Here is a 15,571-nt window from a genome sequence, read left to right as displayed (position 1 = left end):
TTCCAGCTTGCACTGAAAACCTCAAATAAGCATTTACATAAAATACTTAGGGTGCTTGATAACGGACACCAAACCCGTTGTTGCTTACTTATTTTCAGCGACAAAACTCAGAGGCCATTTTCGGACGTTGTTTTTTGTTCCTTTTCAGCAGTGGGAACTCTCTTTTCGAAAAAACGGGCGTCGTACTTTTCTCGTCGTAGCTTTGTAATAAAGAATACAGAAAAGTTGGATAAGTGTCAATGAATTCGTTAGCCTTGTGAGAGAAATCGCATAGTAGCAGTGTTTGAGAACGATTATCAATTGCCGTATTACTGTGATTTTTAAGTAAGAACTGTTATAATATAAGCGGAAATTGTAAACGCTTTCTCTATATAGGAGGTAATGTGATGGGCGCAAAAGTATCGGTGCAAATTAATGGCGTGGCGCGGGATGTGGTGGAAGGAACGCGAATACTGGACTATTTAAATGCAGAAGGAATACAGCATCCGCATATTTGTTATAGTGAGCAAATTGGACCAATTCAATCTTGTGATACGTGTATGTGCGAGGTGGATGGGGAACTTGTGCGGGCGTGCAGCACGAATCTGACAGACGGGATGGAAATTAAAACTAATTCTGAATTAGCGAAAGATGCGCAATTAGAAGCGATGGACAGGATTTTGGAAAATCATTTACTGTATTGTACGGTTTGTGATAACAATAACGGTAATTGCAAAGTACATAATACGACGGAACTGCTTGGTGTGGAAAAACAAGAACGTCCTTACCGCGAAAAGGGCTATTTGAATGATTTTTCGCATCCGTTTTATCGTTATGATCCGGATCAATGTATTCTTTGTGGGCGCTGTGTGGAAGCGTGTCAGCAAGTACAAGTGAATGAAACACTTTCGATTGATTGGGAACGTAGTCAGCCAAGGGTTATTTGGGATGATGATCGTCCAGCGAATTTATCGTCCTGTGTTTCTTGTGGGCTGTGTGCGACGGTGTGTCCTTGTAACGCGTTGATGGAAAAATCAATGCTTGGCCAAGCTGGCTTTATGACTGGCTTAGACGAAGATATGCTAGAACCGATGATTGATATGGTGAAAAAAGTCGAGCCGAATTATCAAACCGTCTTTGCTGTGTCGGAAATGGAAGCAGCGATGCGGGAAACGCGGACGAAGAAAACGAAGACAGTTTGTACTTTCTGCGGGGTTGGTTGTACGTTTGAGGTGTGGACGAAGGATCGCAAAATTTTGAAAGTCGAGCCAACCGGAGAAGGTCCTGTGAACAAATTTGCTACGTGTGTGAAAGGGAAATTTGGTTGGGATTTTGTCAATAGTGAGAAACGGATTACGACGCCGCTCATTCGCGAGGGTAATGAATTTGTGCCGGCGAGCTGGGAAGATGCGATTCATCTAGTTGCGACCAAACTGCGAGAAATTCAGGCTAAATATGGAAATGATTCTATTGGATTTATTAGTTCTTCTAAAACAACCAATGAAGAGAACTATTTGATGCAAAAATTGGCGCGGCAGGTTTTTGAAACGAATAATATTGATAATTGTTCACGTTATTGTCAGGCGCCTGCTTCGGATGGGCTGACTCGGACAGTTGGGATTGGCGCGGATTCGGGGACAGTGGAAGATATTGAAACGGCCGGACTTGTCATTATTGTTGGCGCATCACCAGCCGATGGTCATCCAGTCCTTGCTAGCAGAATCAAGCGAGCTCAGAAGACACGCGGTCAAAAGCTGATTGTTTCTGATTTACGAAAACACGAAATGGCAGAGCGTTCTGATTTATTCATGCATCCAAAACAAGGAACCGATTTTGTTTGGTTAACAGCGGTTGCGAAATATATGATTGATCAAGGATGGCACGATGAAGCCTTTATGGAAAATAGGATTAGCAATGTAGCAGATTATCTATCATTTTTAGAACCATTTACATTGGAATATGCGGAAAAAGAAACAGGACTATCAGTAGAAATATTGAAAAAAGTGGCGCAGATGGTTTATGAAGCAGACGGGACAGCGGTTTGTTGGGGAATGGGAGTTACGCAAAATATTGCTGGATCACATACATCGTCTGCTATCGCTAACCTACTTCTTGTAACTGGGAACTTCGGAAGACACGGTGCGGGCGCTTATCCGCTTAGAGGGCATAATAATGTGCAAGGTGCTTGCGATATGGGGTCACTACCTAACGTTCTTCCTGGAATTCAACCGCTTGGAAATGATGAGGTTCGTGCTCGTTTTGAAGAAGCTTATGGGGTATCAATTTCACCAGAACCAGGGCTGAAAAACAATGAAATGCTTGATGCTATTGAGGCGGGAACACTTCATTCTATGTATGTTATTGGTGAGGAAATGGCCTGGGTGGACTCTAACTCAAATCATGTGCAAGAAATCCTTGCGAGCCTTGATTTCTTTGTTGTTCAAGATGTGTTCTTATCAAAAACAGCACAATTTGCAGATGTTGTTTTCCCAGCAGCTCCTTCTCTTGAAAAAGAAGGAACATTTACCAATACAGAGCGCCGTGTTCAACGACTTTATGAGGTGTTAGAGCCGCTTGGAGATTCGAAGCCAGACTGGTGGATTATTCAAGAAGTTGCGAAAGCGTGTGGCAGAACGGACTGGAATTATGATCATCCGAGCGAGATTATGGACGAAATTGCTAGTTTAGCACCATTTTTTGCAGGGGTTCGTTATGACCGGATGCAAGGATTTAACAGCCTTGTATGGCCAGTGAGCGCGGATGGGAAGGATATGCCGTTACTTTATGAAGAACGATTTAATTTTCCGGACGGCAAAGCGCAATTTTCGACGTTACCGTATATTGCACCGATTACTTTCCCAGAAGAATATAATTTAACGCTGAATAATGGGCGTTTATTGGAGCAGTTCCATGAGGGGAATTTGACAGATAAGTCGAAAGGGTTGGATTATAAATTACCGGAAGTGTTTGTAGAGGTATCACATGAATTAGCCAAAGAACGCGATTTAGAAAGTGGTTCGCTCGTTCGCCTAAGTTCGCCATATGGTCGCATTAAGCTTCGTGCTGTTGTGACTGAACGGATGAAAGGGAATGAGGTCTATGTGCCAATGCATTCTGTGAGTAGCGAAACCGCGGTCAACTTACTGACTTCAAGCGCGGGAGATGTTCGGACGAAAACACCGGCATATAAACAAACAAAAGTGAACCTCACTGTACTTGAAAAAACAGGGAAAAACCCACTTCCAGACCACAATCCACGTAATCGTAAAAGATTCCCGCAAAATGGGGCTGAGGTAGCGCGCAAATGGTCGAGAGAAGATTATCAACCGATTTCTAAAGTGAACTGCGCTTGTGGTGGTAACTGCGGGTGTGGTGGGAAAAGGAGGAATCACTGATGGCAGAACCAATTTCAACGATTCGTGATACAAAAAAGACCCCGGAAGAATTGGAACAAGAACGTTTAGAACAAATGAAAGCGGATATTGCTGAACAAGATTCTGGTTTTGTAGAGATAGTAGAAACGGTAAAGTTACTACAGGAATCGGGGGCACTTGAAGCTTTGAATAGTGCGATTAAAGCGCGCGGGGATATTACGAAAACGTTTCTGAATGAATGGCGTAAGGAACCGATGACGAATGCGATTAATAACATGATGATTTCAAGTAAGCTATTGACCGATACAAAACCAGAGCAAACTGAGGAAATGATAGCCAATTTGAAAAATGCTGCGAAAAAAGCAGAAGAAAGCGCGAAAAAAGACGAAATCATGGGCATGTTAGCGATGATGAAGGCGCTGAAAGACCCCGATATCAACCGCGCACTCCGGTATGGTGTGACCTTTTTAAAAGAAGTTGGGCAAACATTAAAATAAGTAGACGAAACAGCGAGACTAAGATGTGTCGCTGTTTCAGTTTAGAGAGGAGTGGTTTTTGATGGATATTGTTTCGCACCAAAAAATCCGTCGTTTTGAAGCGGGCACTTTTCAAGAAATTGAATCAAGTGTTGCGACCGAGTATCCGCTAACTATCTACGTTAACGACCAAGAACTCGTGACCATCGTCTGCACGCCAGAATATCTGGAAGATTTAGTTGTGGGCTTTCTGACATCGGAAGGCATCGTTCGGGGTCCTCAAGACATCGATTCCGTGGATATCATCGAAGCGACTGGACACGCCAAGGTTAGCGCTAATTTTGTGAACAAATTCAATGCCAAGTATCGCGGCAAGCGCTACATTACCTCGTGTTGCGGCAAGTCTCGGGAAAACTTCTACTTCCAATCAGACGCCTCACTCGTCAATGTGAAGCAAAATGGAAGTCTACAACTAACAACCGACATGATTTTCCGCTTAATGGAAAATTTTGAACAAAATTCTGCTACATTCCATCAAACTGGGGGTGTGCATAATGCGGCTCTATGTAGTTCAGCGGAAATTATATACAGCAGGATGGACATAGGTCGCCATAATGCCTTAGATAAAATATATGGCCGTGCCTTGCAAGACGGAACATCCACTGAAGATAAGGCAATTATTTTTAGTGGGCGCATTTCTTCGGAAATCCTCGTTAAAACAGCAAAACTAGGTTGCGGAATTATTTTGTCTCGTTCTGCCCCAACCGAACTGGCGATTAATATGGCCGAAGAATTAAATATTACAACCGTTGGCTTTATTCGTGGTGATAGGTTAAATGTCTATTCTGGATTTGAACGAATCACGTAAGTTTGATATGATGCAGTAAAATAGGACAGTAAGGTGAGCGGTGAAAATGAAACAAATATTAGTAGTAGATGATGATCGGCATATACTTAAACTTGTGGGCCACTATTTGCGTGCAGAAGGCTTCCGTGTACTTGAGGCAAACGATGGGGTAGAAGCAGAAAAAATAGTTGAAACCGAGCAAGTTCATTTAGCTGTAATTGATGTGATGATGCCCAACATGGATGGTTTTGAACTTTGCAAAAAAATGCGCACAAGTTATACTGATATCCCTGTTATTATGTTGACAGCCAAAGATGCGCTGGCGGATAAATCACGCGGTTTTGAAGTGGGAACAGATGATTATGTCACAAAACCCTTTGAACCAGAAGAGCTAATCTTTCGAATTCGTGCGTTGCTACGGCGTTCTAATCAAGCGAGCGAAGTCAAAATTAATATCGGAAATATTACTATCGATCAAAAAAGCTATGGTATAAAAATTGGCAACCAAGAACGAATGATTCCCGTGAAAGAATTTGAGCTTTTATATCAGCTAGCAAGCTATCCTGGCCGGATTTTTACTCGAGAAGAATTAATTGAGCGGATTTGGCAACGTGATTATGATGGTAGTGACCGTACAGTGGATGTACATATTAAACGATTGCGGGACCATTTTGATGAAGAAAAGGATGGTATTCGAATTGTTACGGTGCGCGGCGTTGGTTATAAATTGGAGGAGACAACATGAAATCGTTATATAGTCGAATAGTTGTCACGATGCTTGTCGTCATTATTTCCAGTAGTTTGCTCGGCTTTTTCTTTGCAAACATTTATTACCAAATAAAATTAAAACCTTTTAACGACGAAAAAACTGCCAAAATAGCGGAGGAAGTCCAACAATTTTATGAGTCAAATGCTACGATTTCTTTAAACGAGTACTTGGAAAATGTGGGCGAACTGGGATACGAATTATATTTGACAGATGGCGCGGAAAAATCCACTTATTATGGTGGCGCTTTTCGGAAAAAAGATTTACCGGATAAGACAATCAAGCAAGTACTGGACGGAGAGACATATCATGGAATTGATTCGTTTGATACAGGCATTTTCATCACAGGCTTTTTTGATAATGATGTGCGAAATACCATTGGTGTCCCGGTCCAAGCTGATGGTAAACAACTAGCGCTATTCATACGCCAAGACCCGGAAAAACAATTTGGGGAACTTCGAATATTTTTCGCGATGATACTTATTTTCACATCCATCATCAGTATTCTGTTGGTTCTTATTAGTGGCAGATATATTGTCAAACCTGTCGTGAAGTTGACGAATGCGACGAAAAAAATACGTAAAGGCAATTATGATGTAGCCTTTGAAGTTCGGCGTAAGGATGAAATTGGGCAGTTGGCAGACTCGTTTACGAAAATGGCTAGTGAACTCAAAAAATCTGAAGCTTCCCGTCAAGAATTTGTCGCCAATGTTTCTCATGAACTACAATCTCCGCTCACATCCATGCAAGGCTTTGCGAGACTTTTAGGTTCTGGAACACTAACCGAAAAAGAACAAGCCGAATATTTAACCGTGTTATCAGAGGAGACAACACGTCTATCTTCCTTAACCAAACAACTACTCACACTCGCTTCACTTGACCAAGAATCAGAGTTGCGAAAAAAAGAGCCAGTTCACTTAGACGAGCAGTGGCGTCAATTAATCCAAATGACCGAGTGGAGTTGGCGCGAAAAAGAACTAACAATAAATTTAGACTTAGCAGATGTAAACTATACGGGTGATGCTGAATTACTTTATCAAGTGTGGTCCAATTTGTTAACTAATGCGATTAAGTTCACACCACAGGGCGGGAATATCAAAGTCCACCTTTATGAAAAAGCGACGTATGTTTTTGTAGAAGTTCAAGATAGCGGTGTCGGCATAGGTAAGGAGGATATGGCCAAGATTTTTGACCGTTTTTATAAAGCTAACGAAAGCCGAACCCGAGAAGAAGGCTCGAGTGGCCTCGGATTATCCATTTGCCAGAAAATTATCACGCTCCATCACGGCGAAATAACCGTGCAAAGTAGCCCCGAAAAAGGCACGACATTCAAAGTCAAACTACCAAAAAACTAAATTTGTAAAATCCGATTCACATTCCGTTTACAAAACTTCTTTAAACTAAGGATAAGATCTTAGAAGGAGTTGAACGGAATGTTTTTGGCATTAAGAGAATTAAAACACGCAAAATTACGCTATATTCTAATTGGATTAATTATGGTGTTAATCGCATGGCTTGTTTTGTTTGTAACGGGACTTGCGAATGGACTTGCAAACGACAATGGGGCAGCCATTTCATCCAATAAAGCAACTTATTATGTTTTACAAAAAGACTCGGATAATCGCTTAACGAGGTCCAATTTAACCGCGTCCGAAACAGACAGCGTAGCGAAGCAAGTGAAAAAATCAGAAAGCACCAACCTGGGCGTGCAAATGGGCACGATCACACCACCCAACAAAGATAAAAAAACAGACATTACTTATTTCGGTATAGATAAAACAGGCTTCATGAAACCGGCCATCACAGAAGGAACAGAGCCAGAGAAAACAAAAGAAGTAGTAGCCGATATTTCTTTAAAAGAGTCTGGTTATAAATTAGGCAGCAAACTCAAAGATAGCGCAACAGGAGAAGAGTTCACGATTACCGCCTTCACCAAAAATAACACATTTAGCCATTCGCCGGTTATATTCGTCGGCTGGGATGCTTGGAAATTAGTGCATCAAACGAACCAAGCAGCAGAAGGAGAATATAACGCCGTAGCGCTAGATGTTTCTGAAAGCACAGCTAAAAACCTATCACTCGGCTCCATGGAACTTTCGTCTAGTAAAGAAGTGCTTCAAGGTATCCCTGGCTACTCAGAAGAACAAGGATCGCTACTGATGATGATTGCCTTTTTGTTCGTCATCGCCGCATTTGTTCTAGCTGCTTTCTTTTACGTCATTACGATTCAAAAAATCAACCAATTTGGGATTTTAAAAGCAGTTGGCGCACGAACAGCCTATTTAGGCCGAAGTATCGTTACCCAAGTTGTTTTCCTATCAGTTGTCAGTTTGTTAATTGGTAATGGCTTAACATTCGGTCTTGCAGCAATTTTACCGGCGAGCATGCCATTTACACTTAGCCCGGTACTTGCAATCGGCTGTTCTGCCTTATTCCTTGTTGTAGCAGTCATTGGATCGATGTTATCACTCTATCGTGTAGCAAAAGTAGACGCGTTAGAAGCAATTGGGAGGGCAAACTAATGACTTTAATGATGAAAAATATTTCTAAAAATTATCAGGATGGCGAGCAAGTCATCGAAGTATTGAAAAATGTATCTTTAGAAGTGGCGCAAGGAGAATTCGTTGCAATCGTTGGACCTTCAGGCGCCGGGAAAAGTACATTTTTATCTATCGCAGGCGCCTTATTATCCCCAACAGAAGGAGAAATTGCTATAGGTGGAAAAGTGTTAAATGACCTTACAAGCAAAGAATTAACAAAAGTGCGGCTCGATAAAGTAGGATTCATTTTCCAAGGTGCGAACCTAATCCCGTACTTAAATGTCCGTGATCAGTTACTCGTAATTGCGGAACTATCTGGTGAAAAAGGGCGGGGTGCGAAAGAAAAAGCAGATGAATTACTTAAAGAATTAGGTTTAACTGCTCGCGAAAACAATTACCCGGAAAGTTTATCGGGTGGTGAAAAACAACGTGTCGCTATTGCTAGAGCACTGATGAACGACCCCGATATTATTTTAGCGGACGAACCAACCGCAAGCTTAGATGCGAACCGTGGTCACAAAGTAGTCCAAATGATTGCGGATGAAGTAAAACGAAAAAATAAAGCTGCCATCATGGTTACGCATGATGAACGAGTTTTAGACTTAGTTGACCGCGTAATTCGGATTGAAGATGGCTATTTGAAGGATTAAAAAAGGATTGGCTCGCGTATGCGAGCCAATCCTTTTTGCTTATTTTCTAAAGTGGGAACCCTTTTAATGTGGACGGCGAGCAAACAATAGAATCACTTGAAGTAGAGGAGATAGTGTATGAACAAATAATCCGCACAAAAGAAGGCTATACTAATACAGGTAAGTTTATCTTTACTAAGACGAAAATGATGTTAGTTGCAAAAAAAATTCTTGTTAAAAAAATACTATCGTCGCTCAACTGGCGCAAGCAAATCCACCTCAATCGGCATTGCTAAAAAAGCGGGGACATTTTTTTTGAAACGTTTATAATGCTCTGTCCCGTTATGAAACTGAATTGCTGCTTCATCAGTCCACTTTTCTAGAATATAGAAAATATTTGCGTTTTCTACAGAGTGAACCAATTCGTAGCCATGATTTCCGGTTTCTGAAAGCGAGCCTTGGATTACTAAATTCACTTCCACCAAGAATTCCGCTACTAAATCAGGTTTAACTTGGACTTTTGCTTGTATATGTAGCATATTATTCCTCCTATTTAGAAATTAATTTAATTTCTTTTTTTTCGGGGCTCGATTTCTCTAAGAACCAATGTGTCTTTTCGATACTTTCAGATGTTTCATGCAATGTTTGGTGAATAGCACTTTCACCAACTTGTAAATCTTCCATATAGACTTTTGCGTTATTAGGCATGAAAAGTCTGGAAGCGAGTGAACTATTCGTTGGGACAATACCATCGGTTAAATTATCTTCACTAAGAGCTCCAGCAATGGATAGTACTTCTAGGTCGGTACTAATTTTAGTCTCCTTGTCAATAAAATAATCTAGTTGAGGGGTGTTGGATGGTAATTTATTAAAAGCTAAATCTTCGCCATTATCGTCTGGGTCCAAATCATTAAAAGGAGAGCCAATAGCAACTAATTTGCGCAGAGTAGGGACCGCGTTGTCAATAGAGTAGTCTTCTGCAAAATAAGTTAAAGCCAAGCCGCCGTTAGAATGACCAACTCCGTCCATTTGTGTGAAACCGTAGCGTGACTTCAAATCTTCCATTGCGATTTTTAACCATTTAGACCAATCATCTGGAGTTGCTTGGTTTTGGTCGAAGCCAAATTTGATAATGGGACGTTTGGCATCTTTTGTTAGCTTGCCTTGGTATGTGATTTTTCCTTTTGAGTTAATTGACATTGACATTGCTTCATTAGAACTTTTGTATTCATTCATTAAGTGATCTGCCATTTCATCTAAAGAATGTGTATCGCCACCGCTCCCATGAATTAAAATAATGGGTATTTCGTTTTTTAAGTCTACTTTAGGAGGAGAAGAATTTTCAACCTCGTCATCTTTTTGACAAGCACTGAGAAATAACGCGCCAAAAAGTAAAATCATGATTGTTATAAAATATTTCTTCACTAATTATCGTCCTCCATTCCCATTTAGTATACCAAATATCGGCGTGACAATCATGCGAAACTCGTCTATAATCGAGGTACATAATAACGGAAATTTAGAAGGGTGCGAAAACTATTGGCAAATGTAGCGATTGATACAGTTATTACAGATATGGACGGAACATTACTAGTAAAAAAAGGTGATCAAATTCATCCCCTCAACAAAGAAGTTTTAATGGAATGGCAAAAAAACGGAAAAAAACTTTTCCTTGCAACGGGGCGACTGGATTTAGCAATTTTACCATTTATCCACGAGCTCAATATCAAAACGCCAGTCATTTCTTGTAATGGCGGATTAGTACGCGATTTTACTACTGGAGAGATTTTATATAAAAGTAATATTGAACTGGATTTGATACATACGGTATTAGAAACGCTTGAACCGCTGGACGTTAATTATCATATTTATACAACGGAGCGAATTCTCGGACCAACCAATACAGGCAAAATCGCCTTTTTCAATGAATTAAATAAAACTTTACCGGAAAATGAACAAGTTCCAATTACTTTAACTGCGGATCCATTCAGCGTGCTTCGGGAAGGTGAATTCCCACTAAAAGTACTCGTAATTGAATCAGATTTAGAAAAACGAGCAGAAATCAAAGCAGCTTTAGAAGGCTTGCCACTTTCTGTTCTTGCGTCTGCCTCGAATTTAATTGATATTATGAATGAAGGAATTGATAAGGCAAAAGGTCTCACTTATCTTGCGGAAAATGGTTACATTAATCTTGATTCAACAATTGCTTTTGGGGATAATGAAAATGATGTCGGTATGATTGAATTAGCCGAAATTGGTGTAGCAATGGAGAATGGCATTCCGCTAGCTTTAGAAAAAGCAGATAAAATCGCAAAGCATCATGATATCGGCGGGCTAGGGTTATTTATGCAAGAAGAAATTTTATAAGAAAAAGAACTATTAGATAATATTTCACTAATGTACTGACATAAAAAAATGAGAATGGAATAAAAATCACTTAAATTAGGCTGTTTGTTTCCTGAAATTAATGGGAGATTGGTAGCCTAATTTTTGTTGTGTTAGTTTTTTGATGTTTAACGCTCGTATAATTTCTTTAGTAGATTTACTTGCTAATTTCATTTTGGTGGACTTTTTTATATTTGCTGGATACATGACTCTTGTACTCGTAGAATTACTTCCGTTAGTTTCATTTTATATGAATCTCAAAATGGAAGTTTTTTTATAAGAATGGTTGCACTTAAAATGTATATATGCTAACATATGCATATAAGGAAATTAGCTACTTACAGAGGGGAAGTAATCATATGGCACATAACCACGATCATGCTCATGGACACAATCATAATCATGCGCATAATGCCAACAAAAAATCATTATTTATCAGTTTTATTCTAATTGCTACATTTATGGTAGTCGAAGTTATTGGTGGAATTATGACCAATAGTTTGGCGCTACTTTCTGATGCGGGGCACATGCTCTCTGACGCCGTGGCGCTAGGTTTAAGTTTAGCTGCATTTAAATTTGGCGAAAAAGCAGCAAGCTCCGATAAAACATATGGCTATAAAAGATTTGAAATTTTAGCTGCATTTCTTAATGGATTAACGCTCGTTGGGATTTCTGTTTTTATATTCTATGAAGCGATTGGTCGCTTCTTTGATCCGCCACAAGTAATTGGAGCTGGAATGATGACTATTTCTGTTATCGGATTGCTTATTAATATTTTGGTCGCTTGGATTTTAATGAAAGGTGACACTAGCGAAAATTTGAATATGCGTAGTGCGTTCTTGCATGTGCTTGGAGATTTGCTTGGCTCTGTTGGTGCGATTATTGCCGCGTTACTCATTATTTTCCTTGGCTGGAATATCGCTGACCCGATTGCGAGTGTTATTGTTGCGGCACTTATCTTAGTTAGTGGTTGGCGTGTACTGAAAGATGCGATTCATATTTTGATGGAAGGAAAACCAGCGAATGTCGATACAGAAGAAATCAAAACGTTTTTCCAACAGCAAGACGGTGTGAAAGAAGTGCATGATTTACATGTATGGGCGATTACTTCGGATTTCAATGCTCTTACAGCTCATTTGACCGTATGCGAAGATGCCGACCGAGATAAGATTTTGGCAGATATTGAGCATTATTTGCAAGAAAATTTCTCATTAGAACATAGTACGATTCAACTTGAAGGAAATCACGCTCACCATCATCACTGCAATTAATGCCGCTTCATGATATGATTAAAGTATCAATTAGAGGAGTTGGTTTAGATGGAAGAACAAGTTGATTTAGGACATTTTTTGAAAAAAACTTTTATCGCTGTAGTTGCCGTAACCTTAGTATTTATCGGGGTTCTAGCAATGTTCACAATCATCGGTGTAATTATCGCTATACCGCTACTAAAAAAAGCTAGCAAAATGCTTCTTTCCAAAAAAGAAGCTAGCGACCATACTCATTCACACGGTGGCAAGTTGAAAATCAAATGCCCGGCCTGCCATGCAAAAATGAAATTCAAAGATAGCGAATTGCTCGACGAAAAATAAGTTTTAAAGCCTTCTCAGTGAGTTTGAGAAGGCTTTTTTATCTAAATGTGCATTATTTTAAGAAATTCGGGAAAAGGAAACGAGAGGTGTTGTCAAATGAAAGCTGTAGGATTAACGAGAACGTCAACGGATTTTGTGGATATAGAAATCGACAAGCCAGTACCAGAAAACCATGATTTACTAGTTAGAATTAAAGCGATTTCCATCAATCCGGTAGATACTAAACAACGTGAAGCAACGAAGCTATCTGGAGATGAAGTACGGATTTTAGGTTGGGATGCGGTTGGAGAAGTAGTAGATACTGGGAGTGAAGTTGCATTATTTCAAACCGGGCAAGACGTTTATTTCGCAGGTGACGTCACAAGGCAAGGAGCGTACGCAGAATACACTTTAATTGATGAGCGGTTAGTTGGTTTGAAACCACATAACTTGAACGTAGAGGAAGCTGCTGCGATGCCACTGACAACTATTACAGCTTGGGAAGCATTGTTTGATCGTTTAACTATTACTGAAAATGATAAAGGTAAATCAATTTTAATTATTAATGGCGCTGGTGGTGTTGGTTCTATTGCGACCCAACTAGCTGCACATGCTGGTCTTGAAGTCATCGCCACGGCCTCACGCCCAGAAACAGTAGAATGGACTAAGAGCCACGGCGCGAACTATGTTATCAACCACCGAGAAAACATCCCAGAACAACTGGAAGAACTTGGATTTGAGCAGGGAGTTGATTTTATTTTATGTTTGCATAACACGAGTGCTCACTGGGATGAGATGCAAGAAGCGATTCGCCCACAAGGGAAAATTTGCTCTATTGTAGAACTTGCAGAGCCAGTGAAAATGACTCTTTTAAAAGACAAGAGTGCTACTTTCAGCTATGAATTCATGTTTACTCGTTCGAAATATGATACAACAGATAAAATCAGACAGCATGAAATTTTAACAGAAGCAGCTCATATGCTAGATGCGGGCGAATTAACAACGACATTAAATCAAGTTTTATCACCCGTGAACGCGGCGACAATAGAAGAAGCTCACAAAATTATCTCATCCGGAAAAATGATTGGAAAATTAGTAGTGAAAGGATTTGAGTAATAATGAGTGAAAAACAAGTTGCGCTATATATCGCGGTTAGTTTGGACGGTTATATTGCAGATGAAAACGGAAGTGTCGAATGGTTAGAATCTATTGATAGTGAAGGGGATGCGGGTTATGAAGCTTTCTTTGACAACGTAGATACAGTTGTAATGGGCCGGACGACGTATCAACAAATTTTCTCGCTTACTGACACGTTCCCTTACAGTAAAAAAGATGTCTACGTTTTTTCCAACACGAAAGCTGGGACAAAAGATGAGTATGCTGACTTTGTAGCTGGGACTGTTGATACATGGCTGAATAACATTGATGGTGAAAAAATCTGGCTTGTAGGTGGCGCAAAATTAGTGCAACAATTTTTAAAAGAGAAGGCGATAGATCGGTTTGTGATAACGATTGCGCCCATTATTTTAGGAAAAGGAATTCCACTCTTTGAAGAAGATAGAGAGCACGCGCTAGAGCTAGAAGAAGTAACTCGTTTCGGCCAGTTTGCCCAACTAACGTATAAAAACTTGGAGGAAAATTAAATGAAAATTGCTGCTTTTGATATTGATGCACAAAAAGGTTTTACGCCGCTTTGTCCCGATGAATTACCGGTTTCGGGCGGAGACAAAATTGTGCCAGAACTTAATTTTATGGCAAGTCTTGCTTCTCTCCGAATTGGTAGTAAGGACGCCCATCCGCAAAATGCCGTATGGGTAGTGGATTCCAAAGACGAAATGCTGGCTGAACTCGAATATCCAAATGCAGACCGTACTTGGGTAAGGCACTGTGAACCAGGTACAAAAGGTTTTGAATTATTAGATGGTTTACCAGTTGTGACTGATTATGATTACTTTATTTGGAAAGGTATGGAGCCGGATATTCATCCGTACGGCGCTTGTTACCACGATATTGTTGAACAGCTTTCAACAGGTGTTCTAGAATATTTACGGGAACAAAAAGTCGATTTAGTTCTTGTTGGAGGTTTAGCTTTTGATTTTTGTGTGAAAACTACGGTTATACAGTTAAGTAGGGCAGGCTTTTCTGTATTAGTTTATTTACCAGCGACACGTGCACTATCTGAACAAGGTTTTGATGAAACGAAAGAGCAATTAGCAAATACCGAGAAAGTGCAACTTATCGAAACAAGGGAGGAACTTGTCGCCTATTGCCAGTAATTATATTGGAAGAGGTGAGGGGAATGAGGAAAGTTGGTATATTTCCTAGTATGATAATTCTTTTCACAGTAGGAATTTCTGCTGTGTTATATCCGCTACTACCTTCTGAAGTGGCGGTGCATTTCGGTACGGACTTCTCCCCAGATATGTTTATGCAAAAGTGGCTTGGCTTAATTCTGATTCCTTTTTTAATGATTATGTTTACGGGAACGGAATATTACGGAAAAGAAAAAGTGAATCAAGAGAGTTTGTTGGAATTTGAATATTGTTTTAGACTGTTGTTAGTGCTGTTAACAATCATTCAAATGAGTATTATTGTATACGCGCTAGGTTACGATATCCCGACTGGTAGATTTTCTCTAGTCACAGCAGGAGCATTCATGTTCGTTGTTGCGGCCTACATTCAATACTCGAAAAAACTCTTTAAATTTTTAACGATGATTGGTTTTAAAAAGATCGATGCATGGTCAAGAAACCTACTTAGAAAAATCACAACTGTTACACTTAATATAGCTGGTACAATCTGTTTTATTCTTGCTTTGTTTATGCGCAATGATCCCAGTTACTTAATGCTAGCAATGTTGATGACGATGTGTGTTATTGTTGTTGGGTCAGGAGTTTACCTTAATAAGAAATAAAAATATAACAGTTTTTATTTACAATTGATACAGTTTCGGTTTATAATGGTGGCGGAAGTTCTGCGCGAATTTGGCAGGAAGTCCGTCATT

General features: G+C 40.0%; 17 protein-coding genes and 1 other annotated feature (1 of these 18 cut by a window edge). Of the genes, 15 read left to right on the top strand and 2 right to left on the bottom strand.

Translation table 11 applies throughout. The annotated features are described in order from the left end of the window. Window positions 1–207 (bottom strand) — a binding site (T-box leader) (it extends 42 nt beyond the left edge of the window). Between the two features lie 179 nt (window positions 208–386). The 8 genes from fdhF (at window position 387) to GL301_RS13025 (ending at window position 8,907) form a co-directional block, all read left to right on the top strand. Continuing rightward, window positions 387–3,374, top strand: coding sequence for a formate dehydrogenase subunit alpha (gene fdhF / locus GL301_RS13060; protein ID WP_010959065.1), 2,988 nt, complete (start codon window positions 387–389; stop codon window positions 3,372–3,374). Next, entirely contained in the window at window positions 3,374–3,850 is a 477-nt protein-coding gene (locus GL301_RS13055; protein ID WP_010959064.1) for a helical membrane plugin domain-containing protein, read from the top strand. The genes fdhF and GL301_RS13055 overlap by 1 nt, the downstream gene beginning before the upstream one ends. A gap of 61 nt (window positions 3,851–3,911) precedes the next feature. Next, on the top strand, window positions 3,912–4,697 hold the full coding sequence (fdhD, locus tag GL301_RS13050) for a formate dehydrogenase accessory sulfurtransferase FdhD (protein ID WP_003726479.1): 786 nt from the start codon (window positions 3,912–3,914) through the stop codon (window positions 4,695–4,697). Between the two features lie 46 nt (window positions 4,698–4,743). Continuing rightward, entirely contained in the window at window positions 4,744–5,421 is a 678-nt protein-coding gene (locus tag GL301_RS13045) for a response regulator transcription factor (RefSeq protein ID WP_003731611.1), read from the top strand. Then, window positions 5,418–6,797 carry a sensor histidine kinase gene (locus tag GL301_RS13040; RefSeq protein ID WP_003726477.1) on the top strand — a complete coding sequence of 460 codons (1,380 nt, stop codon included), beginning with the start codon at window positions 5,418–5,420 and terminating at the stop codon, window positions 6,795–6,797. The genes GL301_RS13045 and GL301_RS13040 overlap by 4 nt, the downstream gene beginning before the upstream one ends. 78 nt (window positions 6,798–6,875) lie before the next feature. Further along, window positions 6,876–7,964 (top strand): ABC transporter permease, encoded by a 1,089-nt coding sequence (locus GL301_RS13035; RefSeq protein ID WP_003726476.1) that lies wholly within the window; start codon window positions 6,876–6,878, stop codon window positions 7,962–7,964. Then, complete coding sequence (locus GL301_RS13030; RefSeq protein ID WP_003728390.1) at window positions 7,964–8,632, top strand: ABC transporter ATP-binding protein; 669 nt, start codon at window positions 7,964–7,966, stop codon at window positions 8,630–8,632. Before GL301_RS13035 ends, GL301_RS13030 begins: the two co-directional genes overlap by 1 nt. Window positions 8,633–8,700: 68 nt before the next feature. Next, window positions 8,701–8,907 carry a hypothetical protein gene (locus GL301_RS13025; RefSeq protein ID WP_003733660.1) on the top strand — a complete coding sequence of 69 codons (207 nt, stop codon included), beginning with the start codon at window positions 8,701–8,703 and terminating at the stop codon, window positions 8,905–8,907. Here GL301_RS13025 and GL301_RS13020 read toward each other — a convergent pair. After that, entirely contained in the window at window positions 8,857–9,150 is a 294-nt protein-coding gene (locus GL301_RS13020; protein ID WP_003728392.1) for a putative quinol monooxygenase, read from the bottom strand. The two genes, GL301_RS13025 and GL301_RS13020, sit on opposite strands and share 51 nt — an antisense overlap. A 10-nt stretch (window positions 9,151–9,160) precedes the next feature. Further along, window positions 9,161–10,036 (bottom strand): alpha/beta hydrolase, encoded by an 876-nt coding sequence (locus GL301_RS13015; RefSeq protein ID WP_010959063.1) that lies wholly within the window; start codon window positions 10,034–10,036, stop codon window positions 9,161–9,163. Between the two features lie 114 nt (window positions 10,037–10,150). Here GL301_RS13015 and GL301_RS13010 point away from each other — a divergent pair, with 114 nt between their 5' ends. The 7 genes from GL301_RS13010 to GL301_RS12980 all read left to right on the top strand — a co-directional run bounded on the left by GL301_RS13010 (window position 10,151) and on the right by GL301_RS12980 (window position 15,481). Next, on the top strand, window positions 10,151–10,978 hold the full coding sequence (locus GL301_RS13010) for a Cof-type HAD-IIB family hydrolase (RefSeq protein WP_009917382.1): 828 nt from the start codon (window positions 10,151–10,153) through the stop codon (window positions 10,976–10,978). A 377-nt stretch (window positions 10,979–11,355) separates the two neighbouring features. Beyond that, a complete protein-coding gene (locus GL301_RS13005) occupies window positions 11,356–12,267 on the top strand; it encodes a cation diffusion facilitator family transporter (protein ID WP_003726117.1) in 912 nt (303 codons plus the stop codon). A 48-nt stretch (window positions 12,268–12,315) separates the two neighbouring features. Then, window positions 12,316–12,588 carry a hypothetical protein gene (locus tag GL301_RS13000; RefSeq protein ID WP_003731607.1) on the top strand — a complete coding sequence of 91 codons (273 nt, stop codon included), beginning with the start codon at window positions 12,316–12,318 and terminating at the stop codon, window positions 12,586–12,588. 96 nt (window positions 12,589–12,684) lie between these two features. Further along, window positions 12,685–13,683, top strand: a complete 999-nt coding sequence (locus GL301_RS12995; RefSeq protein ID WP_003731606.1) for a zinc-binding alcohol dehydrogenase family protein — start codon at window positions 12,685–12,687, stop codon at window positions 13,681–13,683. A gap of 2 nt (window positions 13,684–13,685) precedes the next feature. Continuing rightward, window positions 13,686–14,210, top strand: coding sequence for a dihydrofolate reductase family protein (locus GL301_RS12990; RefSeq protein ID WP_003726114.1), 525 nt, complete (start codon window positions 13,686–13,688; stop codon window positions 14,208–14,210). Next, the gene (locus GL301_RS12985; protein ID WP_003726113.1) at window positions 14,211–14,843 is read left to right on the top strand and encodes a nicotinamidase; all 633 of its coding nucleotides are present in this window, start codon (window positions 14,211–14,213) and stop codon (window positions 14,841–14,843) included. 23 nt (window positions 14,844–14,866) lie between these two features. Then, entirely contained in the window at window positions 14,867–15,481 is a 615-nt protein-coding gene (locus tag GL301_RS12980) for a DUF1648 domain-containing protein (RefSeq protein WP_003726112.1), read from the top strand. Window positions 15,482–15,571 lie beyond the last annotated feature (90 nt).

Origin of the sequence: Listeria sp. LM90SB2, assembly GCF_028867355.1 — a bacterium.
GTDB classification, from domain to species: Bacteria; Bacillota; Bacilli; order Lactobacillales; family Listeriaceae; genus Listeria; species Listeria monocytogenes_B.
This window is presented reverse-complemented; position numbering and strand designations above follow the sequence as displayed.

Bases quoted from the DNA above. Each gene is read 5' to 3' on its own strand.
- GL301_RS13035 (WP_003726476.1), top strand. From the start codon at position 6,876: ATGTTTTTGGCATTAAGAGAATTAAAACACGCAAAATTACGCTATATT.
- GL301_RS13045 (WP_003731611.1), top strand. From the start codon at position 4,744: ATGAAACAAATATTAGTAGTAGATGATGATCGGCATATACTTAAACTT.
- fdhD (WP_003726479.1), top strand. From the start codon at position 3,912: ATGGATATTGTTTCGCACCAAAAAATCCGTCGTTTTGAAGCGGGCACT.
- GL301_RS12990 (WP_003726114.1), top strand. From the start codon at position 13,686: ATGAGTGAAAAACAAGTTGCGCTATATATCGCGGTTAGTTTGGACGGT.
- GL301_RS12985 (WP_003726113.1), top strand. From the start codon at position 14,211: ATGAAAATTGCTGCTTTTGATATTGATGCACAAAAAGGTTTTACGCCG.
- fdhF (WP_010959065.1), top strand. From the start codon at position 387: ATGGGCGCAAAAGTATCGGTGCAAATTAATGGCGTGGCGCGGGATGTG.
- GL301_RS13020 (WP_003728392.1), bottom strand. From the start codon at position 9,150: ATGCTACATATACAAGCAAAAGTCCAAGTTAAACCTGATTTAGTAGCG.
- GL301_RS13005 (WP_003726117.1), top strand. From the start codon at position 11,356: ATGGCACATAACCACGATCATGCTCATGGACACAATCATAATCATGCG.
- GL301_RS12995 (WP_003731606.1), top strand. From the start codon at position 12,685: ATGAAAGCTGTAGGATTAACGAGAACGTCAACGGATTTTGTGGATATA.
- GL301_RS13000 (WP_003731607.1), top strand. From the start codon at position 12,316: ATGGAAGAACAAGTTGATTTAGGACATTTTTTGAAAAAAACTTTTATC.
- GL301_RS13055 (WP_010959064.1), top strand. From the start codon at position 3,374: ATGGCAGAACCAATTTCAACGATTCGTGATACAAAAAAGACCCCGGAA.
- GL301_RS13030 (WP_003728390.1), top strand. From the start codon at position 7,964: ATGACTTTAATGATGAAAAATATTTCTAAAAATTATCAGGATGGCGAG.
- GL301_RS13040 (WP_003726477.1), top strand. From the start codon at position 5,418: ATGAAATCGTTATATAGTCGAATAGTTGTCACGATGCTTGTCGTCATT.
- GL301_RS12980 (WP_003726112.1), top strand. From the start codon at position 14,867: ATGAGGAAAGTTGGTATATTTCCTAGTATGATAATTCTTTTCACAGTA.